The 25,399-nt window shown below is 65.6% G+C and carries 20 protein-coding genes and 2 pseudogenes; 7 read left to right on the top strand and 15 right to left on the bottom strand.

Features of this window, described 5'->3' with window-relative positions:
* Positions 1-55 precede the first annotated feature (55 nt).
* From ACVW17_RS21525 to ACVW17_RS21515, 3 genes are all read right to left on the bottom strand, one after another.
* On the bottom strand, positions 56-922 hold the full coding sequence (locus ACVW17_RS21525; protein WP_456753785.1) for an MlaD family protein: 867 nt from the start codon (positions 920-922) through the stop codon (positions 56-58).
* Between the two features lie 119 nt (positions 923-1,041).
* Positions 1,042-1,812, bottom strand: coding sequence for an ABC transporter ATP-binding protein (locus ACVW17_RS21520; RefSeq protein ID WP_456753784.1), 771 nt, complete (start codon positions 1,810-1,812; stop codon positions 1,042-1,044).
* A 2-nt stretch (positions 1,813-1,814) separates the two neighbouring features.
* Positions 1,815-2,948, bottom strand: coding sequence for an MlaE family ABC transporter permease (locus tag ACVW17_RS21515; RefSeq protein WP_456753783.1), 1,134 nt, complete (start codon positions 2,946-2,948; stop codon positions 1,815-1,817).
* Positions 2,949-3,091: 143 nt separating this feature from the next.
* Here ACVW17_RS21515 and dgcA point away from each other — a divergent pair, with 143 nt between their 5' ends.
* Positions 3,092-4,093 (top strand): N-acetyl-D-Glu racemase DgcA, encoded by a 1,002-nt coding sequence (gene dgcA, locus ACVW17_RS21510; protein ID WP_456753782.1) that lies wholly within the window; start codon positions 3,092-3,094, stop codon positions 4,091-4,093.
* On the opposite strand, the gene ACVW17_RS21505 is transcribed toward dgcA, so the two are convergent.
* Positions 4,063-5,262, bottom strand: a complete 1,200-nt coding sequence (locus ACVW17_RS21505; RefSeq protein ID WP_456753781.1) for an MFS transporter — start codon at positions 5,260-5,262, stop codon at positions 4,063-4,065. The genes dgcA and ACVW17_RS21505 overlap by 31 nt on opposite strands.
* A gap of 75 nt (positions 5,263-5,337) precedes the next feature.
* Here ACVW17_RS21505 and ACVW17_RS21500 point away from each other — a divergent pair, with 75 nt between their 5' ends.
* Together ACVW17_RS21500 and ACVW17_RS21495 are read left to right on the top strand one after the other, a co-directional pair.
* The gene (locus ACVW17_RS21500; RefSeq protein WP_456797857.1) at positions 5,338-6,624 is read left to right on the top strand and encodes a hypothetical protein; all 1,287 of its coding nucleotides are present in this window, start codon (positions 5,338-5,340) and stop codon (positions 6,622-6,624) included.
* Positions 6,625-6,743: 119 nt separating this feature from the next.
* The gene (locus ACVW17_RS21495) at positions 6,744-8,306 is read left to right on the top strand and encodes a caspase family protein (RefSeq protein ID WP_456797856.1); all 1,563 of its coding nucleotides are present in this window, start codon (positions 6,744-6,746) and stop codon (positions 8,304-8,306) included.
* Positions 8,307-8,370: 64 nt separating this feature from the next.
* Here ACVW17_RS21495 and ACVW17_RS21490 read toward each other — a convergent pair whose 3' ends face one another.
* The 4 genes from ACVW17_RS21490 to thiD all read right to left on the bottom strand — a co-directional run bounded on the left by ACVW17_RS21490 (position 8,371) and on the right by thiD (position 12,472).
* Positions 8,371-9,360 carry a threonine/serine dehydratase gene (locus tag ACVW17_RS21490; RefSeq protein ID WP_456797855.1) on the bottom strand — a complete coding sequence of 330 codons (990 nt, stop codon included), beginning with the start codon at positions 9,358-9,360 and terminating at the stop codon, positions 8,371-8,373.
* A 42-nt stretch (positions 9,361-9,402) separates the two neighbouring features.
* On the bottom strand, positions 9,403-10,494 hold the full coding sequence (locus ACVW17_RS21485; RefSeq protein ID WP_456797854.1) for a glycosyltransferase family 4 protein: 1,092 nt from the start codon (positions 10,492-10,494) through the stop codon (positions 9,403-9,405).
* Positions 10,491-11,303 (bottom strand): UDP-2,3-diacylglucosamine diphosphatase, encoded by an 813-nt coding sequence (locus ACVW17_RS21480; protein ID WP_050403538.1) that lies wholly within the window; start codon positions 11,301-11,303, stop codon positions 10,491-10,493. The genes ACVW17_RS21485 and ACVW17_RS21480 overlap by 4 nt, the downstream gene beginning before the upstream one ends.
* A 371-nt stretch (positions 11,304-11,674) precedes the next feature.
* Positions 11,675-12,472, bottom strand: a complete 798-nt coding sequence (gene thiD / locus ACVW17_RS21475) for a bifunctional hydroxymethylpyrimidine kinase/phosphomethylpyrimidine kinase (protein ID WP_456797853.1) — start codon at positions 12,470-12,472, stop codon at positions 11,675-11,677.
* Between the two features lie 203 nt (positions 12,473-12,675).
* Here thiD and ACVW17_RS21470 point away from each other — a divergent pair.
* A pseudogene (locus ACVW17_RS21470) lies at positions 12,676-12,922 on the top strand (Lrp/AsnC ligand binding domain-containing protein).
* A 64-nt stretch (positions 12,923-12,986) separates the two neighbouring features.
* On the opposite strand, the gene ACVW17_RS21465 reads toward ACVW17_RS21470, so the two are convergent.
* Complete coding sequence (locus ACVW17_RS21465) at positions 12,987-13,916, bottom strand: c-type cytochrome (RefSeq protein WP_456797852.1); 930 nt, start codon at positions 13,914-13,916, stop codon at positions 12,987-12,989.
* 167 nt (positions 13,917-14,083) lie between these two features.
* Between ACVW17_RS21465 and ACVW17_RS21460 the strand changes: the two genes are divergently transcribed.
* The gene (locus ACVW17_RS21460) at positions 14,084-14,506 is read left to right on the top strand and encodes a CHRD domain-containing protein (RefSeq protein WP_212015693.1); all 423 of its coding nucleotides are present in this window, start codon (positions 14,084-14,086) and stop codon (positions 14,504-14,506) included.
* Positions 14,507-14,615: 109 nt separating this feature from the next.
* On the opposite strand, the gene ACVW17_RS21455 is transcribed toward ACVW17_RS21460, so the two are convergent.
* The 6 genes and pseudogenes from ACVW17_RS21455 to ACVW17_RS21430 form a co-directional block, all read right to left on the bottom strand.
* Positions 14,616-15,062, bottom strand: a complete 447-nt coding sequence (locus ACVW17_RS21455) for a c-type cytochrome (RefSeq protein ID WP_456797851.1) — start codon at positions 15,060-15,062, stop codon at positions 14,616-14,618.
* A gap of 104 nt (positions 15,063-15,166) precedes the next feature.
* Positions 15,167-17,476, bottom strand: a complete 2,310-nt coding sequence (locus tag ACVW17_RS21450; RefSeq protein WP_456797850.1) for a xanthine dehydrogenase family protein molybdopterin-binding subunit — start codon at positions 17,474-17,476, stop codon at positions 15,167-15,169.
* Positions 17,477-17,604: 128 nt separating this feature from the next.
* The gene (murJ, locus tag ACVW17_RS21445) at positions 17,605-19,134 is read right to left on the bottom strand and encodes a murein biosynthesis integral membrane protein MurJ (protein ID WP_456797849.1); all 1,530 of its coding nucleotides are present in this window, start codon (positions 19,132-19,134) and stop codon (positions 17,605-17,607) included.
* Between the two features lie 42 nt (positions 19,135-19,176).
* Positions 19,177-20,328: a DegT/DnrJ/EryC1/StrS family aminotransferase gene (locus ACVW17_RS21440; protein WP_456797848.1), complete on the bottom strand. Its 1,152-nt coding sequence runs from the start codon at positions 20,326-20,328 to the stop codon at positions 19,177-19,179.
* Between the two features lie 50 nt (positions 20,329-20,378).
* On the bottom strand, positions 20,379-21,395 hold the full coding sequence (locus ACVW17_RS21435) for a Gfo/Idh/MocA family oxidoreductase (RefSeq protein ID WP_456797847.1): 1,017 nt from the start codon (positions 21,393-21,395) through the stop codon (positions 20,379-20,381).
* 251 nt (positions 21,396-21,646) lie between these two features.
* A pseudogene (locus ACVW17_RS21430) lies at positions 21,647-23,060 on the bottom strand (mannose-1-phosphate guanylyltransferase/mannose-6-phosphate isomerase).
* Positions 23,061-23,408: 348 nt separating this feature from the next.
* Here ACVW17_RS21430 and ACVW17_RS21425 point away from each other — a divergent pair.
* Positions 23,409-24,374, top strand: coding sequence for a lysylphosphatidylglycerol synthase transmembrane domain-containing protein (locus ACVW17_RS21425; protein WP_456753769.1), 966 nt, complete (start codon positions 23,409-23,411; stop codon positions 24,372-24,374).
* Positions 24,375-24,384: 10 nt separating this feature from the next.
* Positions 24,385-25,395: a glycosyl transferase gene (locus tag ACVW17_RS21420; protein ID WP_456753768.1), complete on the top strand. Its 1,011-nt coding sequence runs from the start codon at positions 24,385-24,387 to the stop codon at positions 25,393-25,395.
* Positions 25,396-25,399: the final 4 nt, after the last annotated feature.

Raw genomic sequence — 25,399 nt, 5'->3', positions numbered from 1 at the left:
TTGCGGAGCAATGGATTGCTTCGTCGCTAGCGCTCCTCGCAATGACGATGCTACGTCACTGCCGCCGGCGCGGCCCGGGCGCCGCCGGGGCCGGTGCGGGCTCGGGGGCGGCGTTGTTGCTGCCGCCGAAGATCACCCGGCTCGGATTACGGTCGAAATTGTTCACGGCGCGGCTGATGTCGGCCAGCGTGCGGCGGCCGTCGTTGATCAGGAGATTGGAGCGCTTGTCGATGTTGTCGGCGAGCTCGCGGATCGACTTCACCATCAGGTTCAGCTCGCTGCCATTGTTGCCGCCGGCGATCGCGTTGAGGCCCAGCATCAGATTGTCGGCCTTGCCCATCACGCCGTCGACCTTGAGCATGACGTTGTCGATCTTCTCCGAGTTGCGCGCCAAGGCCTCGGTGAAGACCTCGAGATTCTTCAGCGAGTTCTTCACCGACTGCTGATTGTCGGCGACGATGCGGTTGACGTTCTGCAGGGTGGCGCGGATCGCCTCGGTGACGTCCTGCAGCGCATTGGGGTCGGCGGTCAGGACCGGGATGCCGTCCTCGTCCAGCGGCACCGGCGGGGCGGCCTCCTCGCCGCCCTTCAGCGAGATCGCGGCGACACCGGTGAGGCCCTGGAATTCGAGACCGACCAGGGTGTCCTTGCGCAGCGGTGCGGTGTTCTCGATCATCGCCAGCGCGATCACGCGGCGCGGATTGTCGAGCTTCACCGAGACGACTTCCCCTATTCGAATACCGTTAAAATTGACATTGCCGCCATTGCGCAGGCCCGACGCCGGCCCCTCGAAGATCACCCGCAGCGGACTGCGCTGCTTGGTGGTGTGCAGGCTCTGGAACCACAGCACGAAGCCGAACGCCGCGGCGATCACCGCCAGCGTGAAAGCACCGATCAAGACGTAGTTCGCCCGCGTTTCCATCAATTGCTCGCGTTAATCACTGTTGGGCTCTCGCGCAGCCGGCCTGCGCTCGAGCCCGTCGAATTGCTGTTGGCGCATGATCTCGTCGGACAACCGGTCTCCAGTTTCGGGATCATGGGCTAGGCCACAACGGCACGGGCGCGCTTGCCGTTGAAATATTGCTGCAGCCAGGGATGCTGCGATGCCTTCATGTCGGCGATCGATCCTGCAGCAATGATCTTACCGTTCCCTAAAACGGCGATACGGTCGCACGCGGTGTAAAGACTGTCGAGATCGTGGGTTACCATGAAAACGGTCAGCCCCAAAGTGCGCTGCAGGGTGCGCACCAGCTCGTCGAAATCGCCGGCGCCGATCGGATCGAGGCCCGATGTCGGCTCGTCGAGAAACACCAGCTCCGGATCGAGCGCGAGCGCGCGCGCCAGCGCGACGCGCTTGATCATGCCGCCGGACAGTTCGGACGGATAGCGATCGGCGACTTCGGGCTTCAAGCCGACCATCACGAGCTTCGCCACCATGATCTCGTCGAGCAGCCGCTGCGAGACGCGCAGATATTCGCGCGCCGGAAACTGGATGTTCTGGCGGACCGTGAGCGAGGAGAACAGCGCGCCCTGCTGGAACAGGATGCCCCAGCGCCGCTCCACGGCGCGGCGCTGCGACGAGCTCGCGGCATCGAGATCGACGCCGAACACCTCGATGCGGCCGGAGACTTTCGGCACCAGGCCGATGATGGTGCGCGTCAGCACCGATTTGCCGGCGCCCGAGGGGCCGACGAAGCCGAGGATCTCGCCGCGCTTGACGTCGAGGTTGAGGCCGTCGAGCACGCGCGTCTTGCCGAATTGCACGGTGATGTCGCGGACCCGAATGATGGCGTCGATGTCCTCTTCCGCCATGGTCACATCCCGATCGAGGCGAAGAAGATCGCGAACACGCCGTCCATCACGATCACGAAGAAGATCCCTTTCACCACCGATGCGGTGGTGTGCTGTCCGAGCGATTCCGCCGAACCCTGTACCGCCAGCCCTTCGACGCAGGCGACGATGCCGATCACCGCCGCCATGACAGGCGCCTTGACCATGCCGACGATGAAATGGTCGATCGATATGGCATCACGAAGGCGGAGCAGGAAGGCCTCCGGATCGACGCCGCCATAGAGCCAGGCGACGAGACCGCCGCCATAGAGCGCCGCCATCGCGCCGAGGAAGGCCAGGATCGGCAGCGCCAGGACCAGCGCCAGCATGCGCGGCAGGATCAGCACCTCGATCGGATCGAAGCCCATGGTGCGCAGCGCGTCGATCTCCTCGCGCATCTTCATCGAGCCGAGCTCGGCGGTATAGGCCGAGCCGGAGCGGCCCGCGACCATGATCGCGACCAGGAGCACGCCGATCTCACGCAGCACCAGCACGCCCAGCATGTCGACCACGAAGATGTCGGCGCCGAACCTGCGGAAGTGGAAGATGCCCTGCTGCGAGATGATGCAGCCGATCAGGAAGGTGATCAGCACCACGATCGGCACCGCGCGCCAGCACACCTGCTCGAGGTGATGCACCGTCGAGGTCAGGCGGAAGCTGCGCGGATGGATCAGCACGTGGCCCGCCGCGGCGATCACCGCGCCGAGCATGTCGACCAGGCCGATGATGGTGCCGCCGATGCCGGCCACGGTGCGCCCGATCTGCTCGAGCATGCCCGTGATCGACAGCGGATCGCTGACGACCCTGGGCGCCGGGCCGACGCGCCGGACCTCGTCGACCAGGCTGGAATAATTCGCCGACAGGCCCGCGATCTCGGCTTCCGCGCTGGGATCGCTGAGGCTGCGGCGCAGCCGCTCGATCAGCCAGGCGCCGAAGGTGTCGAGGCTCGCGACCTGCGACACGTCGATGAAGATGTGGGGACGGCTGCCGCGCAGCTTCTCGGCGTCGGACACGATCCGCTCGAGCGCGGGAGCAAAGCGGGCGGTCCAGTTGCCCGCCGCGCACAGCGCCAGTCCTTCGCCTTGGGCTATCCGCTCCAGTGTCGGGTCGCCGCTCACCTTTTGCCTACCCCTCAAGCCGGTTGGCCGCCGCTCACGCAGATCTCCGGCGGCTTGCCGGATCGGCTTGTCGAATCTGCCACTAACCAGCCATAGTTGGTTGCAGCTCGCAAGCTACGGTTCAGGAAATAGTAGACTTTAAAATGACTTCCACCCCACAAGGAGCGATTTCCCTGAACGCGCGGATCGAGCGCTGGCCGATCGCGGGGACGTTCACGATCAGCCGAGGCGCCAAGACCGAGGCGGTGGTTGTGGTGGCCGAGGTGAGCCAGGGCGGCTTCATCGGCCGCGGCGAATGCGTGCCCTACCCGCGCTACGGCGAAACGCCCGAGGCGACGTTGGAGGCGATCCAGGCCATGCAGGGGCTGCTCGCCAACGGCATGGGCCGGATCGCCCTGCAGGCTCGCATGCCCGCCGGCGCCGCCCGCAACGCGCTGGACTGCGCGCTGGCGGACCTCCAGGCCAAACGCGCCGGCCAGCGAATCTGGAACCTGCTCGGCCGGCCGGCGCCGGAACCGCGTACCACCGCCTATACGATCTCGCTCGGAACGCCCGAGGCGATGGCGGAAGCCACCGCCAAGGCCGCGCATCGCGCGCTGCTCAAGATCAAGCTTGGCGGCGATGGCGACGGCGCGCGGATCGCTGCCGTGCGCAAGGCCGCGCCGGCCTCCGAATTGATCGTCGACGCCAATGAAGCCTGGACGGACGACAACCTCGCCGCCAATCTCGCAGCCTGCGCCGATGCCGGCGTCACGCTGATCGAGCAGCCGCTGCCGGCGGGCAAGGACGAGGCACTGGCGCGGATCAAGCGCCCGGTTGCGGTGTGCGCCGACGAGAGCGTGCATGACCGCAACTCGCTGCAAGGCCTGCGCGGCCGCTATGATGCGGTCAACATCAAGCTCGACAAGACCGGCGGACTGACCGAGGCGCTGGCGATGGCGGATGTCGCCCGTGCACTCGGCTTCGAGATCATGATCGGCTGCATGGTCGCGACCTCGCTCGCGATGGCACCGGCGATGCTGATCGCGCAAGCCGCACGCTTCGTCGATCTCGACGGCCCGCTGCTGCTGGCCAGCGACCGCGACAACGGCCTGCGCTACGAGGGAAGCCTGGTCTATCCGCCCGACGCCGCACTCTGGGGCTGATGGGATAGGCGTCGACGCGCCAGCCACATCACCAGCCCGCCGATCGCCGCCATCACGGCCATCATGTCGTAGACACCGAGGCCGAAGCGCGCATAGACCATGCCGCTGACGATCGCCGTGGTGCTCGCGACGATGCCGCCGCAGGCGGTGAGATAGCCTTGCGCGCGCGCCATCACGTGCCCCGGCACATGCTGCACCATCAGGCCCATGACGCCGACCTGCGTCAGGCCGAAACTCAACCCGTGTCCGAGCTGGACTACGGCAAGCACTGCAAGCGGCGGCTCCTGCGCGGTGATCGCCCAGCGCGCCACGGCGCTGGCGGCCGCGATCATCACCAGCACCGCCGACGGCAGCGTGAAGCGCGGCGAGGCCGCAAACAGCACGATCTCGGCGAGGACGCCGAGCACCCAGAGAACCGCAATGGTCAGCCCGCTCAGCCCGGCCTGCTGCCAGGCGATCGATGCGAAGATGTAATAGGCGCCATGGCTGCCCTGGATCAGCGCTGAGGACACGATGATCGCGAGGAAGGTCGGATTGCGCAGCAACTTCGGCGCGCCGATCGCATGCGCGACTGAGGTCACTGGACGACCGAGCGGCCGCAAGGTCAGCCCGACCAGCGCGCCAAGCAGGGTCATGGCCGTGATGATCCAGATCAGATCGACCTCGGCGACATAGCGCAGCAGGAACCCGCTGATCAGCGCGCAGACCGCGAAGGCCGCCGAGCCCCACAGCCGCAACGGTCCGTAATTGAGGCCGAACTGCCTGACGCCGCGCAGCGCATAGGCGTCGGTCAACGGCACCATCGGCGTCCAGACGCAGCAGGTCAGCGCATAGACCGCGAGCAGCACGAATGGGTGGTGCTGGGTGCCGATCACCGCAAAGCCGAACGCGGTGGCGAATCCCGTGGCAATGATCGCGCCGCGCAGCATCTGGCGCCGCTCCGCCGTGGCGGTGACCAGCGGCAGCACGGTGAAGCGCGTCACCGGCGGCACCGCGGTGATGATGCCGATCCAGGTGGCATCGATGCCGATCGCCTTCAGCCACACCGTGAAAAACGGCAAGTGAACCCCGGTCATCCCGAACAGCGTGGCATAGAATGCCGCGAGGCTGCGCGCGAATCGCCGCGATGCAACCTTTGCTGCAATGGGGATTTGTGATTCGGAAGACATCAATTCAATTGCGATTCGCGCGATATCGTGGTGATCGTTAACCCAACGCGCAGTGATTTGCGCGGAGAGATTGTGATGGCCGAAGAAGCATTCGCCCTGTCGCCGATATCCGCCCGCGCGGCCCTGCCGAGCGAGGAGGATTATGCTGCGATCAGCGCGGCCTTCATGGAGACGTCGCGGGGCCGCTGGTTCCTCGGCGAATACGCCAAGCGCAACCGCAATGCCGACACGCGCATGGTGCTCGATGCGGTGGCGCGGATCGAGGAAAGCCTCAGCGCGCAGCGGCAGGCCGCCGCCGCGGCGATCAGGGACGAGCAGCTGGCCCAGACGCTGGCCGCCCTGCGCGGCGCGATCGAGGCTGCCCAGGCCTCCGCCATCTCAGCGCTTGACGGCATCAGCTTCGAACAGAACCTCGCGCCGGTGCGCAAGGGCGTGCGCGTGATTCGCGAAATCTCCTGGCGGCTGCGCGAGATCGGCAATGACGGCCGGATCTGCGACATCATCGATTCGCAGGCCAGCGCGATCGAGGCCGGCGCCGCCGAGGTGTCGATTGATGACGCCAAGGCCGTGCTGGAGACCGCCTTCGCGGCGCTGGCCCGCCGGCTCGGCGAGTTCGATCCGGACAAGGCGACGCCCGCGGCCGAACCTGTTGTGGCCGAGGCACCGGTCGCGGAGCCGCCCGCAGCTGCTCCCTCGCTGCCACCGGTGGCCGAAAGCGCCGCCGCCGATAGTGCGCCCCCGGAAGCCACGATGGCCGCCACGCCGCCAGCGCCGGCTCAGGAGCCTGCTACAATACCCCCCGCTGAGCCGGCCCCAGCCGCTGCGCCGCAGCCGAGCGAAGCCTGGATCAAGGCTGAAGCCGCACTGGCCGAAGCCGAAGCCGCAGAGCTTGCCCGCGTCACCGACGAGGCCGCCGCCGACGCCCAGGACGAAGCGGTGCTCGACCTGATCGCGATGGAGATGGGCGCGCCCGATCCGATCGACGAAGAGGCGATCGCAGAGGAGATGCGCGCAGCCGAGGAGATGCGCGTCGCGGAGGCGATGGCGGCCGAGCCCGAAATGATGGCACCCGCCATTCAGCCCGAGCCTGCACCGGCGCCCGAGCCCAAGGTTGAGATCAAGGCCGAGATCAAGGTCGAGCCCGCACCGGTCGCGGTCGCAGCCGTTGCCGAAGCGCCGGCTCCCGTGCCGCCGCCTCTCCCGCCCGCCGTCGAGGCTGCCGCCGCGCCCGCAGCGGAAGTCTCGCTCGGCTCGACCATCATCGCGAGCGGCCTGTTGAAGAAGCCGAATGTCGCAGCCAACGACCCGCTCGCGCCGATCCGCCGCATGAGCCAGGCCGAGAAGATCGCGTTCTTTTCGTAAGCGCGGACGATCTCCAACCGCGCACCTCCGTTGCGTGACCCAGCTCACGTACCGCGGCCGCATCTACGCCTAGCCTCCCACGACCGGGTCCCGCACCGGGATCAGCCTAGGAGTGCGCCATGGTCCGCCTGACATCGATGATGATATCGGCCGCATTGCTCGGCCTGTTCAGCCTTGCTGCGCCCCGCGCAGGAATTGCCGAGAGCGGCAACATCACCGTCGGCAATGCTGCGCAGGCGCCGGCGCAATCCGTCGATCAAGCCGCGTCACCGGCGATGCCGGCTGGCACGACGCCCGCTGCGTTGCGCGGAGCCGAGCAGCGCGTCGCACTGGTGATCGGCAATGCCAACTATCAGAACGCACCGAAGCTCGCCAATCCCGGCAACGACGCGCAGTCGATGGCCGAGCTGTTGAACGCGGCCGGCTTCGAGGTGATCGCCGCGACCGACCTCAGGCAGGGCGACATGGTGAAGGTGTTGCGGGACTTTTCCGACAAGGTCGCCGCGCGCGGCCCCAACACGGTCGCGATGATCTATTACGCCGGCCACGGCGTGCAGCTCGCCGGCGAGAACTATCTGATTCCGGTCGACGCCAGGATCGCGACGCCGTCCGATCTCGACGGCAATTCGGTGCGCCTCGTCGACGTGATGGGCACGCTCGAGAACATCCCGAGCCGGATGCGCATCGTGGTGCTCGATGCCTGCCGCAACAACCCGTTCCCTGACGTCAACGATGCCGGCCGCGGCCTTGCCGTCGTTGACGCGCCGAGCGGCTCGATCGTCGGCTATTCGACCGCGCCCGGCATGGAAGCGCAGGACGGCAGCAACGACGGCCACAGCCCTTACACCAACGCCTTCCTGCGCCTGGCGCGCCAGCCCAATCTGCCGATCGAGCAGCTGTTCAAGCGCGTTCGCCTCGAGGTCAACTCGGCAACCGACGGCCGGCAGACGCCGTGGGAAAGCTCGTCGCTGACCTCCGATTTCACTTTCTTCGGCGACACCGCGATGGCGGCGGCGCGCGCGCCGGCGAATGGCCCGGTGGTGCAGATGGCGTCGAACCTGCCGAACCGCTCGGTGCGCCAGGCCTATGACTTCGTGCTGTCGGAGGGCCGGCCGGACTATTATGAGGAATTCATCCGGCTCTATCCGCGCGATCCGCTGTGTGACCGCATCCGCTTCCTGTTGACCAACTGGCTACAGGTCGCGGCCTGGCACAAGGCGGTGCTCGCCAACACGCCGTTCGCCTACAAGACCTTCCACGACAATTTCGCCGGCAGCCCCTACGCGCAGCAGGCCCTGAAGCTGCAGATGCAGCCGAAGGCAGTGCCATTGATGCAGTTCACGCGGCTTTCGAGTCGTCAGACCTTCCGGCCGATCAATGCGGGTGCGCAAGGCGCGATCGGCAAGATCGTGACCCTGCCGGCGCCCGGCGCGAAGCCGGTCGGCATGTCGAACTCGATCGGCAAGAACAAGGTTGCGAACCTTCCCGCGGTGAATGCCGGCAGCAACACCTCGAACCGCGTCATGAAAGGCGACGGCAGGCAGCATGTCCGCACCGAGCGGCAGAGCATGCCAGTCAACCGGATGAGATCAGGCGGCAGCCATACGGCCTTCCATTCGGGTTCATCAGGCTCGCACGTCGGCGGAATCGGCGGCGGCCACGGTGGCGGGTTCAAGCACTGATCCGCAGCACAACAAAACGGGGGCAGTGTGACCACCGCCTCCCCTGCTTTTCAAAGTGCTGTCCTCAGGCGACGAGCTTCGCGAACAGGTCGGCATCGACATTGCCGCCCGAGAGCACGATGACGACGTTCTTGCCCTTGGCGTCGATCCGGCCAGCTAGCAGCGCAGCAAGACCGATCGCGCCGCCGGGCTCGACCACGAGCTTCAGCTCGCGATAGGCAAACGCGACGGCGGCACCGACCTCGTCGTCGGAGGCGCTGACGCCGTTTGCCAGCAGCTTGCTGTTGATGGCGAAAGTCAGCTCGCCCGGCATCATCGCCATCAGCGCATCGCAGATGGTGCGCGGCGCAACCGCATGCGCTTCGCGATGGCCGACCTTGAGCGACAAGGCATGATCGTCATAGCCCGCAGGCTCGGCGACGATCACCTGGGCCTGCGGATACTTGACCTTCACCGCGGTGGCGACACCGGCGATCAGGCCGCCGCCGGAAGCCGGCGCCACGACGATGTCGGGCACGAGCCCGAGCGCGGCCATGTCCTCGGCGATCTCGCGGCCGGCGGTGCCCTGGCCCGCGATCACCAAGGGATCGTCATAGGGAGGCACGAGCGTCGCGCCACGCTTGCTGGCGATGCCGCTGGCGATCGCCGCACGATCGTCGCGATCGCGATCGTACAGCACGACCTCGGCGCCGTAGGACTTGGTCCGCTCGCGCTTGGTGAGCGGCGAGTCCGCAGGCATCACGATGGTCGCCTGCATGTTGAGGATCTTCGCCGCCGCGGCCACGCCCTGGGCATGGTTGCCCGAGGAGAACGCCACGACGCCGCCGCTCCGCTTGTCCTGCGGGATCGAGGCGAGCTTGTTGAAGGCGCCGCGGAACTTGAACGATCCGGTCCGCTGCAACATCTCGGGCTTGAGGAAGACCCGGCTGCCGACGCGTTCGTTGAGAACGGGAAAGGCCAGCAGCGGCGTGCGCACCGCGAACGGCGCGACCACCCTTGCGGCGGCATCGATGTCCGCGGCAGCGACGGGTGGATTTAGAACGGTGTCCGTCATCCGCAATTTGTATCGCGACGGCAGGCAGCCCGGCAAGACGCTTTAGCGTGAGGTTTGGTGGCTCGCCGGCAATGCCGCAAAATGATGCTCTTCGGCACCGAATTCCAATGCCTCCCCCTCACCGTCCGGCGGCGCGGGGCGGACATTCATGCAGCGATCGATGAACACCCGGGCCGACGCCTGCCAGGTGTGGAGCGCGGCAAAATCGACGCAGGCCTGGCGCGGAATGCTGAGTGCCTCGAGGCAGGCGTGGTGCAGATCGTCGTCGAGCACGCCGACCGGCGCCGCGCCGATCACGTCGCGGGGACCGGTGACCGGAAAAGCGGCAACCGGCAGTCCGCTCGCCAGCGCCTCGAGCAGCACCAGACCGAACGTATCGGTGCGGCTCGGGAAAACGAACACATCGGCCGAAGCATAGATCTCAGCCAATTCTTCCCCATGGCGAGCGCCGAGGAACACGGCTTCCGGATATTTCCGCTCCAGCGCCGCCCGCGCCGGGCCGTCGCCGACCACGACCTTGGTGCCGGGCAGGTCGAGATCGAGGAATGCCTCGAGGTTCTTCTCCACCGCAACCCGGCCGACGCTGAGATAGACCGGCTGCGGCAGGCAGAGATCGACATCACGCGGATGGAACAGTCCGGTATCCACGCCGCGCGACCACAGCACCACGTTGCGGAAGCCGCGCTGACGCAGCTCGGCCGCCAGCGCCGGGGTCGCGGCCATCACCGCCCGGCTCGGCCGGTGGAACCAGCGCAGCGCACGCCACACCCAGCCTTCCGGGACCGGCGTGCGTGCCGACACGTATTCGGGAAAGCGGGTGTGGAAGCTGGTCGTGAACGGCAGGCCGTGCTTGCGGCAATAGCGGCGCACCGAGAGCCCGATCGGACCCTCGGTCGCGATATGGATGCTGTCGGGTTTGGCCGCCTCGATCAGGCTGGCGACCTTGGCCCGGTACGGCAGCGCCAGCCGGAGATCGCGATAGCTCGGCATCGCGAAGGTGCGGAACTCGTCCGGCGTCAGGAAGCTCACCTCGACGCCGAGCGATTTCGCCGCCTGCGCCATCATGGTCAGCGTGCGGACAACCCCGTTGACCTGGGGATGCCACGCATCGGTCGCGACCAGGATATGCGTCATGCAGCGCGTGCCGTCACTCGCGGAACGGGCGCGATCCGGCGCACCGGATCGGTCCAGGTGATGATCTCGAAATGGCCGTCCTCATGCTCGGCGAGCGCGGTGCAGCTCTCCACCCAGTCGCCGCAATTCATGTAGCGGATGCCGTGCTCGTCATGAATCGTCGCGTAGTGGATGTGTCCGCAGATCACGCCGTCGCAGCCGTGACGCCGCGCCTCTCCCGCCAATGTCGCCTCGAACGCGCCGATATAGTTCACCGCCTTCTTGACCTTCAGCTTGGCCCATTGCGACAGCGACCAATAGGGCACGCCGAACATCTTGCGGAAGAAGTTGACGAAGCGGTTCATCTGGATCGCGAAGTCGTAGGCCTTGTCGCCGAGATGGGCGAGCCAGCGCGCGTTCTGCACCACAAGATCGAAGATGTCGCCGTGGATCACGAGGTAGCGCTTGCCGTCGGCGCCGGTGTGGACGGTGTTCTCCACCACATCGATGCCGCCGAAATGCGTGCCGTAATATTTGCGCAGGAACTCGTCGTGGTTGCCCGGGACGTAGATCACCTTGGCGCCCTTGCGCGCCTTGCGCAGCATCTTCTGCACGAAATCGTTGTGCGTCTGCGGCCAGTACCAGTTCGACTTCAGCGCCCAGCCGTCGACGATATCACCAACGAGGTAGATCGTGTCGGCATCGTGAGAGCGGAGGAAGTCCAGCAGACGGTCGGCTTGCGAACCGCGGGCTCCGAGATGGACATCGGAGATAAACAAAGTGCGAAAGCGCCGCTCGGGGCTTTCTTCACTCAAGGAGTCGCTTCCCATGCCTGTGCACCTAACAGATTCCTGTGACAAGGCGATGACGATCCCCGCGACCCAAGGCCCCACAAACAGTTAACGAGAATCAGCACTACGCCCCTCCAATGCGGATAACAGCGGCGTGCGACAATCTGGCGACACGGGCGGTCGCCGCTGTGTGGAACGGGCATTACGGAAATGCACGGGAGCTCTCGTCCACCGTCATTGCGAGCGAAGCGAAGCAATCCATCGCCTCGCAAGCGGGGATATGGATTGCTTCGTCGCTGACGCTCCTCGCAATGACGGGCTTCACCGTTGCAAACGAACGTAATCCGGGGCCTTCGCGCGCGGAGGGTTCATTCCCGGATTGCGCTGCGCTTCATCCGGGCTACAGGCAATCAGTAGTAATTGTGAAAATGATGCACCGGCCCATGACCGTGGCCGACGGCAAAACGATCGGCGGCGGCGATCGCGTCCGTGATCCAGGCCTTGGCATGACGCACGGCAGTCTCCATCGTCTCACCCTTCGCGAGTCCTGCCGCGATCGCCGACGACAGCGAGCAACCGGTGCCATGCGTGTTTGCTGTCGCGATGCGTGGCGCCCACAGCGCGATGCTTCGTTCAGCGTCGATCAGATAGTCGATGCTGTCAGCACCATGTCCGTGGCCACCCTTGACCAGCACCGCGCGACATCCCATCGCCAGCAATCGCTTGCCTTGCCGCTCGACATCGGCTTCGCTCGAGGCGACCGGCTCGTTCAATAGCGCCGCCGCTTCCGGCAGGTTCGGCGTGATCAGCGAGGCCAGTGGAAACAGCATGGACTTCAGCGCATCGACCGCCTCGGCGGCCAGCAGCCGATCGCCTGAGGTTGCGACCATCACCGGATCGAGCACGACGTGGCGCGGCGCCCAGCGCGTCAGCCCTTCGGCGATCGCAGCGATGGTCTCAGCTTGCGCCACCATGCCGATCTTGACCGCACCGACATCGAGGTCGGAGAACACCGCATCAAGCTGGGCGGTGACGAATGCCGCCGGCACCGGATGGATGCCGCTGACCCCGGTGGTGTTCTGCGCGGTCAGCGCCGTGATCGCGGAGGCGCCATAGACCCCGAGCGCCGCGAAGCTCTTGAGGTCGGCCTGGATACCCGCCCCGCCGGAGGAATCCGAGCCCGCAATGGTGAGCGCGATCGGCGTCATCGTGCGACACCGGCGGTCGAGACGAATAAGATCGTGACAATTGGGACCATGGCCTGTCCTAGCCCGGCCGCGCACCGGCAGCAAGTTCGCCTGACTTTGCCGCGCGTTGGCCTTGAGTTGCCGTTGCGTTGCCCCTTCTTGTCCCCTTGCCTTGGCCGCCGGTTTTTGGCCTATAGTCGACCAAATCCCCGGAGACGACTTTGATGGTTCCTTTCTTCGTCCAGATCAAATGCAAGCTCGGCCAGTCCTACACCGTCGCCAACGCGCTGGCGGAAGCCGAGATTGCGTCCGAGATCTATTCCACCGCGGGCAATTACGACCTCCTGGTCAAGTTCTATGTCGACCACGACACCGACATCGGCCATTTCATCAACGAGAAGGTTCAGGTGATCCCGGGCAATCCAGGACACCCTCACCATCATCACCTTCAAGGCGTTCGGCGCGAAGTAGAGCATGATCCGGTAAAGTGCGAAGCGGCTTTCCGAGCGGATCATGCTGAAACAGGAACCCGCCGCTAGGGCTTCTTCTCGGGCTTCGTCGGCTTCGGCGGCCCCTCGACCGGCGGCAGCGACTTGATGTACTCGGCGATCGCGTCGCGATCACTTGATGAGAGCTGCGACGTGTTGCGGATCACGCGCACCATCGATCCGCCGGCGCTGTCGCCGTCCGGCGTCTGCCCGCTCTCGAGGAAATAGGCGACATCCTTCGCGCTCCAGTCCGCGATCCCTCTCGGCGTGATGTTGGGCACCCAGCCTTCGCCTTCCGGATTCGGGCCGCCGGCGAAGCGCTGCGCGGTGATGATGCCGCCGAGAAAATTCCGCGGGCTATGACATTCGGCGCAATGGCCGAAGCTGTTGACCAGATAGGCCCCACGATACCACTGCGCCGAGCGGCTTGCGTCCGCGATAAACGGCTTGTCGTCCATGAACAGGAATTTCCAGACCCCGACATTCCGCCTGATGTTGAAGGGGAATGGCAAATCATGGTCGCGCACCTTGCCGGCAACCGGCGGCAGGGTCTTCAGATAGGCGAACAGGTCGCGCACGTCATTGACCCTGGCGTGCTGATACGACGTGTAAGGAAACGCAGGGAAATAGTGCGTCCCTGACGGCGAGGTCCCCTTCATGACCGCGGTGACGAAATCGGCCTCGCTCCAGCGGCCGATGCCGTCGTTCGGATCCGGCGAGATGTTCGGCGCGTAGAAGGTGCCGAACGGCGACGGGATCGCGAGCCCGCCGCCCAATCTGGTGCGGTCGTCCTGCTTCGGCACGGCGTGGCAGGAGGAACATCCTCCCGCGTTGAACGTTGTGAGGCCGTTGGCCAGGTTGGGCTGGTAGGCGGGCAGCGCGCTCGCAGCAACGGTCGCGGGGATGGTCAGCCACCAGTACACACTGAGGCCGATGATGCTGGCGAGGCCGGCAAGGAGAAGAATTCGTCGCAACATTCACCGATCCGTCATTGGTCGCGTCAGCATATCAACCACTATGATGACAACCCGTCGTACAAGCTCTCATCAAATTTGCCGCAGCTCACGATCATTTTGGGAATAATTCGGCAAACCCGCTGTTGAAGAAACTGCAACCGTCCTGTGACGTCAAAGGGGAGAGAACCATGCCAAACAAGACCTTGCTTGCCACGCTGACACTCGGTGCTGCCGTCGCCCTCGCCGGTCCGGCCTTCGCCGAGAAGCTGCACGCCAAACTGGACGGCAAGTCCGAAGTGCCTGCCAACACCAGCGCCGGCACCGGCACTGCCGATATCGACTACGACGCGGCCAGCAAGAAACTCAGCTGGAAACTGACCTATTCCGGCCTGTCAGGCCCGGCCACGGCGGCGCATTTCCACGGTCCCGCCGAGGCCGGCAAGAATTCCGGTGTCGCGGTCGCGATCCCGAACGCGACGTCGAGCCCGGTCGAAGGCAGCGCCACGCTGACCGATGCGCAGGCCGCCGATCTGCTCGCCGGCAAGTACTATGTCAACGTCCACACCGCGGCCAACCCGGGCGGCGAGATCCGCGGCCAAGTCACGAAATAACGAGTCACGAAGTAACAAGTCACAACGTAAGACTTCAACAAGAAACGGCCGGCACAAAAAAGGGCGGACGTCTCACGGCGTTCGCCCTTTTCATTGACCGGATTGGTGATCAGCCCTTCTTGAGGCGATAGGTCTCGTGGCAGCCGCCGCACTGCTTGCCGATGACACCGAGCTCCGCCTTCAGGGTGTCGACATCCTTGATCTTGCCTTTGGCGTCCGCAACGGCCTTGGCATAGCTCGCGATGTGCTGCTCGAAGCCGGCCTTGTCCTCCCAGATCTTCGGTCCGGCCGAGTAATCGCCATCCGTCTTCAGGCCCTTGGAGCTTTCAGGGAACAGCGTCGGCAATTTCTTGGCGGTGTCCTCGAACTTCGCCAGTGCCGCGTCGACCGTCGCCTGGTCGTAGGGCTTCTCGCCCTTGACGATGGCCCCGAGCGCACCGGCGTTCTTGCCGGTCTCCTTCATCTGGGCCTGGGTCTGCTTGACCTGCTCCTGATCGGCCACGACCGCACCCATACTCAACACCAGCATCGCTGCAACGACGACGACCCGCTTCATCGGCAAAACCCCTCAATTCCGCTCTGTCCCGGTCCGCAGGTACGCGGCCGGCCTGGTTTGCAAAACACCGCAGGCGGAATCTTCATTCCGCCTGCGACAATTTATCAGAGATTATGGCGGCGCTGCGCCTCGCGGATCGCGATCCAGACCCGTTCCGGCGTGGCCGGCATGTCGATGTGGTCGATGCCGTATTCACGATGCAGGCCCTCGACAATCGCGTTGACGACCGCCGGGCACGAGCCGATCGCGCCGGCCTCGCCTGCGCCCTTCACGCCCATCGGATTGGTGGTGCAGGGCACGTTGTGGGTCTCGAACACGAAGGACGGCCCGTCGGAAGCGCGCGGCATCGCATAGTCCATGAAGGTGCCGGTGACGAGCTGGCCGTCGGTCGGGCTGTACACCGCCTGCTCCATCAGCGCCTGCCCGATGCCCTGCATCGCGCCGCCATGGACCTGGCCCGCGAGCATCAGCGGATTGAGCGTGACGCCGAAATCGTCAACGATGACGTAGCTGACGATCTTGATGATGCCGGTGGCGGGATCGATCTCGACTTCGGCGAGATGCGTGCCGTTCGGATAGGTGCCGTCGGCACTGGCAAACGTCGCGCTTGCATTCATCTTCGACGTATCGCCGCCGGGACGCTTGGCGAGATCAGCGAAGCTGACCGAGCGGTCGGTGCCGGCGATGCGGATGCGGCCGTCGGCGATTTCAAGATCGCCGGTGCCGGCTTCCAGCGCCTGCGCCGCGAGCTCCTTCAGCTTGTTGCCGAGTTCATGCGTCGCCCGCTGAACGCTGACGCCGCCCGACGGAATCGAGGCCGAGCCGCCGGTGCCGAGCCCGGTCGCAATCTTGTCGGTGTCACCCTGCAACACATGGACGCGCTCCGGCGGCACGCCGAACTGCTCGGCGACGATCTGCGCATAGGCGGTCTGGTGGCCCTGCCCGCTCGACTGCGTGCCGATCAGGACCGAGATGTCGCCATTGGGATCGAGTGCCACATTGGCGGTTTCCTCGCCCATCGTGCCGCAGACCTCGACATAGCTCGCCATGCCGATGCCGCGCACCAAGCCATCCTTCTTGGCCGCCTTGGCGCGCTTGGAAAACTCCTTCCAGTTGGCGATCTCCATGGCGCGCTTCATATGCGCGACGAAGTCACCGGAGTCGTAGACCTTGCCGGTCGCGGTCGTGTAGGGCAGCGACTTCGGCGGGATAAAGTTCTTGCGCCGGATCGCATCGGGCGTCATGCCGAGTTTTCGCGCGGCCGCATCGACCAGCCGCTCGATCACATAGGCGGCTTCGGGACGGCCGGCGCCGCGATAGGCATCGACCGGCACCGTGTTGGTGAACACGGTGCGGACACGGCAGTGGAAGGCCTGAATGTCATAGAGCCCCGGCAGCATGCCGGCGCCGCCATGCGGGATGTAGGGTGCAAAGGTCGAGAGATAGGCGCCCATGTCGCCCATCAGATCGACATCCATACCGAGGAATTTGCCGTCCTCGGCAAGTGCCATCTTCGCGGTGGTGAGGTTGTCGCGGCCCTGCGCATCGCCCATGAAATGGTCGGAGCGCTCGGCGGTCCATTTAACGCTCTTCTTGAGCTTGCGCGCCGCGACCGAGATCAGCGCATATTCGCGATAGGGAAACAGCTTGGTGCCGAAGCCGCCGCCGACATCCGGGCAGATCACCCGCATGTTCTCCTTCGGCATCTTCAGGATCATGTCGCAGAGGATCTCGCGCAGACGATGGCTGCCCTGGCTGCCGATCGTCAGCGTCAGATGATCCTTCTTGGCGTCGTATTCAGCGACCGCCGCGCGCGTCTCCATGAAATTGGTGATGACGCGCGGGTTGACGATCGTGATTTCGGCCACCGCATGGGCCTTGGCGAACGCGGCCTCAGCAGCGCCCTTGTCGCCGATCGAGACGTCGAACAGAACGTTCCCCGGCTTGTCCGGCCAGACCTGCGGCGCATCCTTCTTCACCGCATTGACGAGACCTGCCACCGCCGGCAGCGGCGTCCACTTGACGTCGATCGCCTCGATCGCGTCGCGCGCATGATCGACGGTGTCGGCGACCACGAAGGCGACGGCGTCGCCGACATGGCGCACCTCATCCTTGGCGAGGATCGGATAAGGCGGCGCGATGAACGGATCGGTTTCGAGATTGAACAGGCACGGCAGCCCGCCGAGCTCGGCGACATCGGCCGCGGTCAGGATCAGCGCCACGCCGGGCATGCCGCGGGCCTTGCCGGCATCGATCGTGTAGGTCGCGTGCGCATGCGGCGAGCGCAGCACCAGCGCGTGCAGTGCGGGAGACGGTGCGACGTCGTCGGTATAGCGGCCTTTGCCGCGAATCAGCGCGTCGTCCTCCTTGCGCCGCACACTTTGTCCGACGCCGAATTTGATGGGAGCTGCCATCGTCTCTCCAATTGGCTTGGTTGTTTGCGTGCATATTGGCGTGGTTGTCCGCGAAGCGCAAACCGCTTTCCGCCGCACGCGGCGTCATCGCACAGCCGGCTCCTATGCATTTGATTTGACAGGTAAAACTATACGCGTCGAAGGGCGAACAGCCAGCCGCGGCCGAACAGCGTGAGGATCAGGAAGCCGTAGACGAAGACGCCGACCACGATCAGCAGCAGCAGGATCATCTCGTCGCGGAAGAACCGCATCGGGGCAAACCACACATAGGCGAAATGCGAGGTCAGCCACAGCGCGAGCGCCAGCAGCACGCCGCACAGCGCGAAGGTGGCGAACGAGCGAATCAGTGCGCGATCGAACGCGAGATAGCCGCGGCGGACGGCAAACATCAGCACCAGCAAGAGATTGACCCAGGCACCGACGGCGGTCGCGAGCGCCAGCCCGACCTGCGCCAGCGTGCCGACCAGCGCGATCTTCAGCGCGACGTTGACCGCGACGCCGGTGAGCGCCGCCTTGACGGGCGTGGCGGTATCCTTGCGGGCATAGAAGGTCGCGACCGCGCTGCGGATCATCACGAAGGGAATGAGCCCGACCGCATAGGCCGCGAGCGTGGCGCCGGCGCTGGCGGCATCGGCCTTCGAGAACGCGCCGCGGGCAAACATTGCGCGCATGATCGGGTCGGCGACCGTCAGGAACGCCGCCACGAACGGCACCGAGAACAGCAGCGTGAAATCGAAGGCGCGGCGCTGCGCCGCCATGGCACCTGTGTGATCGTCGGCGGTCAGGCGCCGCGACATCTCCGGCAGCAACACGGTGCCGATCGCAATCCCGATCACGCCGATCGGCAATTGATTGAGGCGGTCAGCGTAATACAGCGCCGACAGCGCGCCCGCAGGCAGGAAGGTCGCGATGATGGTATCTGCAAACAGCGCGACCTGAGTTCCCATCGAGCCCAGCGTCGCCGGCCCCAGTGCGCGGAAAAAGCCGCGGACGTCCTCGTCGAGCTTCAACGGCGCGAACCGCGGCAGGCCGCCATGGCGTGCGAGGTCGCCGGCGAGCAGGACAAATTGCAGGAAGCCCGAGATCAGCACGCCCCAAGCCGCGGCATGGCCGGCGCTCGGGAAGAACGCTGCGAGCGCCAGCGTCATCATCATCGCGAGGTTGAGGAAGATCGGCGCTGCCGCGGCGCTGGCGAAGCGATGCATCACATTGAGCATGCCGCCATACAACGTCACCAGCGTGATCAGCAGCAGATAGGGAAAGGTGATCCGCGTCAACTCGATCGCGAGCTTGCGCTGCTCGGCGTCCTCGGTGAAGCCCGGCGCGAGGATGCTCATCGCCTGCGGCATGAAGGCCATCGCCACCACCAGCAGGATCACCTGCGAGGCGAACAGCAGCGTGAAGATGCGGTCGGCGAACAGCCGCGCCGACGCCTCTCCCCGCTCGCCATGGACATGGGCGTAGGCCGGCACGAAGGCGGCGTTGAAGGCGCCTTCAGCAAAGATCGCGCGGAAATGATTCGGCAGCCGCAGCGCCACGAAAAAGGCGTCGGCGACCGGTCCGGCGCCGAGGATCGCCGCGAGCATGATGTCGCGCGCGAATCCGGTGACCCGCGATAGCAAGGTATAGCCGCCGACGGTGAAGATGCGCCCAAGCATGGCTGCTTCTAGCGCATCATCACCCTACGTCAAAATGACCTATCAGGCCGAAAGCGCGCTGCGCACAGCCGCGATGACGCGGCCCTGCGCCGCCTCGTCGAGATAGGGGTGCATCGGCAGGGCGATGACGTCCTTCGACAACCGTTCGCTGACCGGCAGGCCGCCATCGGCAACCGGATAGTGGCTGTAGGCCGTCTGCTGGTGCACCGACTTCGGATAGTAGATCATGGTCGGAACGCCCTGCGCCTTCAGCGCGGCCGCGAAGGCGTCGCGATCGATGCCCTCGGACAGGCGGATGGTGTACTGGGCCCACACCGAGGTACAGCCCGGGGCAACGCGCGGCACCGCGACGAGGTTGCCGAGCGCGCGCGAATAGCGTTCCGCGACCTTGTTGCGTGCGGCGATCTCGTCGTCGAAGATCTTCAGCTTCTCGAGCAGGATCGCCGCCTGCATGGTGTCGAGCCGCGCGGTGAGGCCGAGCCGCACATTGTCGTACTTGTCCGAGCCCTGGCCGTGGACGCGGATGCTGCGCAGCGTGCGCGCGAGTTCCTCGTCGTCGGTGAAGATTGCGCCGCCGTCGCCGAAACAGCCGAGCGGCTTGGCCGGGAAGAAGCTGGTTCCGGTCGCGAGCCCGAAGGTGCCGAGCCTGCGGTTCTTGTAGGTGGCGCCAAAACCCTGCGCGGCATCGTCAAGTACGAAAAGCCCCTCGGCCTCGGCGACCGCAGCGATCGCATCGTGGTCGGCGCTCTGGCCGAACAGATCGACCGGGATCACGGCCACCGGCTTCAGCCCGCGCGCCCGCGCCGTCGCGATGCCGCGCTTTAGCGAGCTGACATCGATGTTGAAGGTCTCTTCGTCGACATCGACGAACACCGGCGTCGCGCCGGTCAGCGTCACGACCTCGCCGGTCGCACAGAAGGTGAAGGTCGGGCACAGCACCGCATCGCCCGGTCCGACATTCTTCGCCATCAACACCATCAGCAGCGCGTCGGTGCCGCTGGCGCAGCTCACCACATGCTTGGCGCCGGTATAGTCCGCCAGCGCCTTCTCCAGCGCGGTGACTTCCGGACCGTTGATGAACTGGCAGTGATCGAGCACGCGCGCAACCGCGTCATCGATCGACTTGCCGAGCCGCCGGCGCTGCGCGGAGATATCGATGAAGGGAATGGGCTCAAGCTGCATATGCTGGTTCATGGAAACTCTTTGCACGTGTTGAGTGAATGACAACAGCCGGTGAACGACGATCAGCCGGCAATGCGGCGCGGTCCCTTGCGGATCGTCGAGGCGGCAGGCCGCGCCGGCGATTCCAGGCAGCGGATCGCGATTTCGAGGCTGGCGACGCCCTCGTCGCCGGACACCGCCGGCAGCTTGCCGCTGCGCACGGCATCGAGGAAGGCGATCAGCTCGGCGCGCAACGGCTCGTCGTGGCCGACCGGCAGATGACGCATCGAATAGCTGCCGTCCGGCTTGAAGCCGAAGCATTCGGTGACCTGGCGCGTGAGCAGATCACCCATCACGTATTTGCCGCGGGTCGCGACCGTGACGTTGCGTGCCTTGAACGGCGTCAGCCAGTTGGTGTTGATGTGGGCGAGCACGCCGGAAGCGGTGCGGAATTGGAGCAGCGCGATGTCCTCACGCTCCGCGACCGCGCTGGAAAGCTGCGGCTGCACCTCGACGATGTCGGACTCGGTGAACCAGCGGATCAGGTCGATGTCGTGCACGGCGAGGTCGATCACGACGCCGACATTGGACATCCGCGGCGGGAACGGGCCGACCCGGGTGATGCCGATCGACAGGATGTCCTCGCCCGAGATCGCCTGCTTGATCGCGGCAACCGCCGGATTGAAACGCTCGACATGGCCGACCATCAGCGTGACGCCGGCGCGCGCGGCGGCCGCGACGATCTCGCGGCCTTCCTCGACGGTGGATGCGACCGGCTTCTCGACCAGGATGTGGATGTTGCGCGCGATGCAGGCGAGCGCGATCTCGTGATGCAGATGGGTGGGAGCCGCGATCGTCACCGCGTCGATGCCCTCTGCGAATAGCTGATCGAGGGTTTCAAAGGCGCGGCAGCCGACCAGGTCGATGGCGCGGGTGCGGTGCTCCGGAAGCGGATCGACGATGCCGATCAGCAGGACGCCGGGCAGTCCGGCCAGCACGCGGGCATGGTTGCTGCCCATCACGCCTGCGCCGATCACACCGACGCGCAAGGCGCGGCCGATATCGGCCTTCGCGCCGGCTGCGGACACTTTTGCATTCATATCGTAGACCCCAAGTAACGTTCTGGCGGTTGTCCCGGCTCCTCGGGGAGCCACACCGGCTCCGAGGGAATCAGCACCCAGGCCCCTCTTCCCGATCTGCGCCTTCGGCGCAAATCACCCCGCTTCGTTGGCAGCCGCTATAGCACGGCGTCACAAATGTGGCGAATGCCAACAACGAAATCCGGACACGTTTTGATTCAAAGAGTTACATCGCCCGCGGCTCAATTCCGAGCGCGGGGACCAGCTCGACCTCAGGTGCGCTGATAGTCGTCCTCGATGCGAATGATGTCGTCCTCGCCGAAATAGCTGCCAGTCTGCACCTCGATCAGCTCCAGCTGAATCTTCCCGGGATTCTCCAGCCGGTGCACCGCGCCGATCGGGATGTAGATCGACTCGTTCTCGTGCACTGTCTTGATCAGCTCGTTGACGGTGACCTGCGCGGTCCCGCGCACCACGATCCAGTGCTCGGAGCGGTGATGGTGCTTCTGCAAGGAGAGCCGCCCGCCCGGCTTGACGATGATGCGCTTGACCTGGTGGCGGTCGCCATTGTCGACCGACTGATAGGAGCCCCAGGGCCGATGCACCTTGATGTGGTCCTCGGTCACCTTAGGCGCCGCCACCTTCAATTTCGCGACCAGCCGCTTCAACCCGTTGGCGTCGTTCTGGCGCGACACCAGCACGGCGTCCTGGGTCGCGACCACGACGAGATCGTCGACGCCTTCGAGCGCGACCAGCGCACGATCGGTCGAGACGTTGCAATTGCGGGAGTCTTCGAACACCGCTGCGCCGCGTGCCGCATTGCCCTGGCCGTCCTTGTCGGAGAGTTCCCAGACCTGGCGCCACGAGCCGATGTCGGACCAGCCGCACGCCACCGGCACCACCGCGGCATGGGCTGTCTTCTCCATGACGGCATAGTCGATCGAGATCGCCTTCGCCGCGCCGAAGGCCGCGGCGTCAAGCTTGTAGAACCCGAGGTCCGCGCGTCGCGGACACAACCGACTGCTCCACCGCGGCAACGCTGTCCGCATCGACATTGCGATACTCGTCGAGCAGCACGCCGGCGCGGAACATGAAGTTGCCGCTGTTCCAAAGATAACCCGCATCGATATAGCCGGCTGCAGTTGCGCCATCCGGCTTCTCGACGAATTTCGCCACCGCGCGCACTTCGCCCGCGACCACCTCGCCCGGATTGATGTAGCCGTATTCGGTGGCGGGCCGTTCCGGCTTGACGCCGAAGGTCACGATGCGGCCGGCTTCCGCGGCCACCAGGCCGCCGCGGCACGCGGCGGCGAAGGCCGACGTATCCCGCACCAGGTGGTCGGCGGCGAGCGCCAGCACGATGGCTTCGCTGTCGCGGCTTTGCGCGAACGCCGCCCCGGCCGCGATCGCCGGCCCCGAGTCGCGGCGCATCGGCTCCAGCAACACATCAGCTTCGCGGCCGATCTCGGCCAGCTGCTCCAGCACCATGAAGCGATAGGCCTCGTTGGTGATCACGATCGGCCGCTCGAACAGGCCGGCATCGGAGACCCGCAGCAGCGTCTCCTGGAAGGTCGAGCGCGCCCCGAACAGCGACAGGAACTGCTTCGGATGCACCTCGCGTGACGCCGGCCACAGCCGGGTGCCCGCACCGCCGCACATGATCAGGGGAATAATTCGTCGATCCATCGATGCCTCAAGTCCTGTCGTGCAAGGCCTGCGGTGTCCATCCGCGGACGGACACCAAATTGGCCCGGCCGCCGCGGCTGGCGGCCCTGTTACCTGGGAAGCATTATCCGGGCAGTCACGCGCCCCCACGCGTCTGGTCGGATTTTACCGGTCTTGTAACCTCCCGGCGAGCGGCTGGCCGCCCCCCGTTCCGGCCTGTTTAGCCATCCCTTCGCGCCTGCCGCAATAGGGACCACTACGGGTATTGCCAGATCGGTGCGGAAACCATACCAAGGCGGCGAATTTGGGCGCGCGAAAGCGGTTTGCGCTGTTTTTGACACATCCTGAAACCTTGCAGCGCGAACGGAAATGCGCCGAATCCTGCTTTCGACCGTCAAGATCCTGATCTCGGCTGCGCTGCTGTATTTCTCGCTGCGCAAGGTCAATCTGCATGACCTCGCCTCCCGGATCCAGGCCGAGAGCTTGGGCTGGCTCGGCCTGGCGATTGCGGTCACGTTCCTGCAGATCTTCCTCGGGGTGCTGCGCTGGCGCGAGATCAGCGTAGAGTGCGGCGCGCCGCTGCAGACCGGGCAGGCGATGCGTTATAACGTGATCGGCACCTTCTTCAATCAGACCCTGCCCTCCTCGATCGGCGGCGACGCCGTGCGGCTGTGGCTGGTCGCGCGTGCCGGTGCGGGCTGGCGCGCCGCAACCTATTCGATCTTCGTCGACCGCGCGATCGGACTGATCGCGCTGGCCGTCGTGATCGCTGCCGCCCTGCCCTGGAGCTATCGGCTGATTTCCGACTTCCACGGCTGGACCGCCTTGCTGCTGCTCGACCTCGCCGCGCTCGCGGCCGGATTTGGTTTCCTGCTGATCGGCGTGTTGCCGTGGTCGTGGCTGAAACGCTGGTGGGCAACGCATCACATCCACGCCTGCGCCGTGATCACGAACCGGGTGTTGTTCAGCCGCCAGCACGGATTGTGGGTCGCGACTCTCTCGATCGCCATCCACGTGGTGACCGTCGTGATCGGCTGGTGCGTGGTGAAGTCGATCGCCGCCCCCGTCACCTTCGGCGAGATCTTCCAGCTGCTGCCGCCGGTGATGCTGATCACCATGATGCCGATCTCGATCGCGGGCTGGGGCGTGCGCGAGGCCACGATGGCACTGGCCTTCGGCTATGCCGGATTGATCGCCAATGAGGGCGTCAACATCTCGCTGCTGTTCGGCGCGGTCTCGTTCGTGGTCGGCGTGTTTGGCGGACTGGTGTGGATCGCAAGCCCGGAAAAGGCCGCCAAGGGCGCCGAGCCGATCGAAGTCCCGGGATCGCAATAACCGGACCACGATGAGCCATTTCGAAATCCTCCTGTCGTTGATCGCCGCGGTTATGGCCGCGTCGATCTCCGCTATCCTGATCCGGGCGACACGGCCACTGCTGCTGCGTGTCGCACTGGCGAAGCCGAATGCGCGGTCGTCGCACCGCATTCCAACGCCGCAGGGCGCCGGCATCGCGGTCACGGTTGCCACGCTGCTGGCGGGCGGGATCGTCATCGCGCTCGCCGGATCGCCGGACCTGACGATCCCGTTCATCGTGTTCGCAGCCTGCCTGTTCATCGCCGTGGTGGGCTTTGCCGACGACATCCGCTCGCTGCCGGTCGTGCCGCGGCTGTTGTTGCAGGCCGCCGCCGTCGCGGCCGTGGTGCTGTCGGCACCTGGCGACCTCAGGCTGGTTCCGGCTGTCCCGCTCTGGCTTGAACGCGGCCTGCTGCTGATCGCCGGCCTCTGGTTCGTGAACCTCGTCAACTTCATGGACGGGCTCGATTTGATGACGGCAGCCGAGGCCGTACCGATCACGGTCGCGGTCGCCCTGCTCGGCTGCTTCGGCCAGGTCCCGGCTGCAGCCGCGCTGGTCGCGGCGGCGCTGTGCGGGGCGCTGCTCGGTTTCGCGCCGTTCAACCGGCCGGTCGCGAAGATCTTCCTCGGCGATGTCGGCAGTCTGCCGATCGGCCTGCTGCTCGGCTGGTGCCTGCTCGAGCTCGCCTTGCATCAGCAGTTCGCCGCCGCGCTGCTGCTGCCGTTGTATTATTTGACGGATGCGACGGTCACGCTGATTCGCCGCATGGCGCGACGCGAACCGTTCTGGGCCGCGCATCGCTCGCACTTCTATCAGCGGGCGACCGACAACGGCTTCACGGTATGGCGCGTCGTCGGCGAGGTCTTCGCGCTCAACCTGGTGCTGGCGCTGCTCGCATTCGCTTCGGTCGCCCTCAACTCCCTCGCCGCTGATATCGCGCTGCTGCTGGCCGGCGTGCTCGCCGTCAGCTGGCAGCTGCGGCGGTTCTCGCGGCCGCTCTGATCAG

This window comes from Bradyrhizobium sp. USDA 4473 (assembly GCF_054063335.1).
This window is presented reverse-complemented; position numbering and strand designations above follow the sequence as displayed.

Bases quoted from the DNA above. Each gene is read 5' to 3' on its own strand.
- ACVW17_RS21525 (WP_456753785.1), bottom strand. From the start codon at position 922: ATGGAAACGCGGGCGAACTACGTCTTGATCGGTGCTTTCACGCTGGCG.
- ACVW17_RS21520 (WP_456753784.1), bottom strand. From the start codon at position 1,812: ATGGCGGAAGAGGACATCGACGCCATCATTCGGGTCCGCGACATCACC.
- dgcA (WP_456753782.1), top strand. From the start codon at position 3,092: ATGACTTCCACCCCACAAGGAGCGATTTCCCTGAACGCGCGGATCGAG.
- ACVW17_RS21505 (WP_456753781.1), bottom strand. From the start codon at position 5,262: ATGTCTTCCGAATCACAAATCCCCATTGCAGCAAAGGTTGCATCGCGG.
- ACVW17_RS21500 (WP_456797857.1), top strand. From the start codon at position 5,338: ATGGCCGAAGAAGCATTCGCCCTGTCGCCGATATCCGCCCGCGCGGCC.
- ACVW17_RS21495 (WP_456797856.1), top strand. From the start codon at position 6,744: ATGGTCCGCCTGACATCGATGATGATATCGGCCGCATTGCTCGGCCTG.
- ACVW17_RS21490 (WP_456797855.1), bottom strand. From the start codon at position 9,360: ATGACGGACACCGTTCTAAATCCACCCGTCGCTGCCGCGGACATCGAT.
- ACVW17_RS21485 (WP_456797854.1), bottom strand. From the start codon at position 10,494: ATGACGCATATCCTGGTCGCGACCGATGCGTGGCATCCCCAGGTCAAC.
- ACVW17_RS21480 (WP_050403538.1), bottom strand. From the start codon at position 11,303: ATGGGAAGCGACTCCTTGAGTGAAGAAAGCCCCGAGCGGCGCTTTCGC.
- thiD (WP_456797853.1), bottom strand. From the start codon at position 12,472: ATGACGCCGATCGCGCTCACCATTGCGGGCTCGGATTCCTCCGGCGGG.
- ACVW17_RS21465 (WP_456797852.1), bottom strand. From the start codon at position 13,916: ATGTTGCGACGAATTCTTCTCCTTGCCGGCCTCGCCAGCATCATCGGC.
- ACVW17_RS21460 (WP_212015693.1), top strand. From the start codon at position 14,084: ATGCCAAACAAGACCTTGCTTGCCACGCTGACACTCGGTGCTGCCGTC.
- ACVW17_RS21455 (WP_456797851.1), bottom strand. From the start codon at position 15,062: ATGAAGCGGGTCGTCGTCGTTGCAGCGATGCTGGTGTTGAGTATGGGT.
- ACVW17_RS21450 (WP_456797850.1), bottom strand. From the start codon at position 17,476: ATGGCAGCTCCCATCAAATTCGGCGTCGGACAAAGTGTGCGGCGCAAG.
- murJ (WP_456797849.1), bottom strand. From the start codon at position 19,134: ATGCTTGGGCGCATCTTCACCGTCGGCGGCTATACCTTGCTATCGCGG.
- ACVW17_RS21440 (WP_456797848.1), bottom strand. From the start codon at position 20,328: ATGAACCAGCATATGCAGCTTGAGCCCATTCCCTTCATCGATATCTCC.
- ACVW17_RS21435 (WP_456797847.1), bottom strand. From the start codon at position 21,395: ATGAATGCAAAAGTGTCCGCAGCCGGCGCGAAGGCCGATATCGGCCGC.
- ACVW17_RS21425 (WP_456753769.1), top strand. From the start codon at position 23,409: ATGCGCCGAATCCTGCTTTCGACCGTCAAGATCCTGATCTCGGCTGCG.
- ACVW17_RS21420 (WP_456753768.1), top strand. From the start codon at position 24,385: ATGAGCCATTTCGAAATCCTCCTGTCGTTGATCGCCGCGGTTATGGCC.